Origin of the sequence: Campylobacter sp. MG1 (genome assembly GCF_026616895.1) — a bacterium.
Taxonomy (GTDB): Bacteria; Campylobacterota; Campylobacteria; order Campylobacterales; family Campylobacteraceae; genus Campylobacter_E.
This window is the reverse complement of the sequence record NZ_JANYME010000030.1, coordinates 1-932: the sequence shown is the minus strand read 5'-3', so window position 1 is coordinate 932 and position 932 is coordinate 1. Positions and strand designations below refer to the sequence as shown.

The window sequence follows — 932 nt, the reverse complement described above, 5'->3', positions numbered from 1 at the left end:
AAACCAGTTGATGTAGTAACTCCAGTAGAACCTAAACCTGAACCAACTCCAGTAGAACCTGAAGATAAACCAGTTGATAATGTTATCCCATCTACTCCATTAAACCCAGCTACTAAATTATTTACAGATATTCTTATTACTTCAATTAATGGTGATAATACTGTAGTTGATGATAGAGCAGAAGTTAATGAAGGTAAATTAGTAATTACTGCTAAATTAGATGACTTTAAAGGTAAAGAAGGCGAATACACATTTACAGTAAATAGCAATGTAAACAATGCAGGTTTAGAACAAAAAGTTACAGCTTATGTAAATGCTAATGGTGAATTTACATTTACAATGGATTCTAATGTAGTAAATAACGAACAAGGAATGATTAAATTAAGCATAGGTAGTGTAAGTGATACAGCAAATGTAGTTTATGTACCAGCTACCCCTGATAACACAGATGATAAACCAGTTGATGTAGTAACTCCAGTAGAACCTAAACCAACTCCAGTAGAACCTGAAGTTAAACCTGAACCAACTCCAGTTGTTCCTGAAGATAAACCAGTTGATAATGTTATCCCATCTACTCCATTAAACCCAGCTACTAAATTATTTACAGATATTCTTATTACTTCAATTAATGGTGATAATACTGTAGTTGATGATAGAGCAGAAGTTAATGAAGGTAAATTAGTAATTACTGCTAAATTAGATGACTTTAAAGGTAAAGAAGGCGAATACACATTTACAGTAAATAGCAATGTAAACAATGCAGGTTTAGAAGAAAAAGTTACAGCTTATGTAAATGCTAATGGTGAATTTACATTTACAATGGATTCTAATGTAGTAAATAACGAACAAGGAATGATTAAATTAAGTATAGGTAGCGTAAGCGATACAGCAAATGTAGTTTATGTACCAGCTACCCCTGATAACACAGATGA

Annotated in this window: 1 protein-coding gene; it reads left to right on the top strand. The window is 32.2% G+C overall.

The genetic code is table 11. The features are described 5' to 3' along the window. A partial coding sequence (locus NY022_RS09540) for a hypothetical protein (protein ID WP_267525644.1) occupies positions 1–932 on the top strand: 932 nt, incomplete at both ends.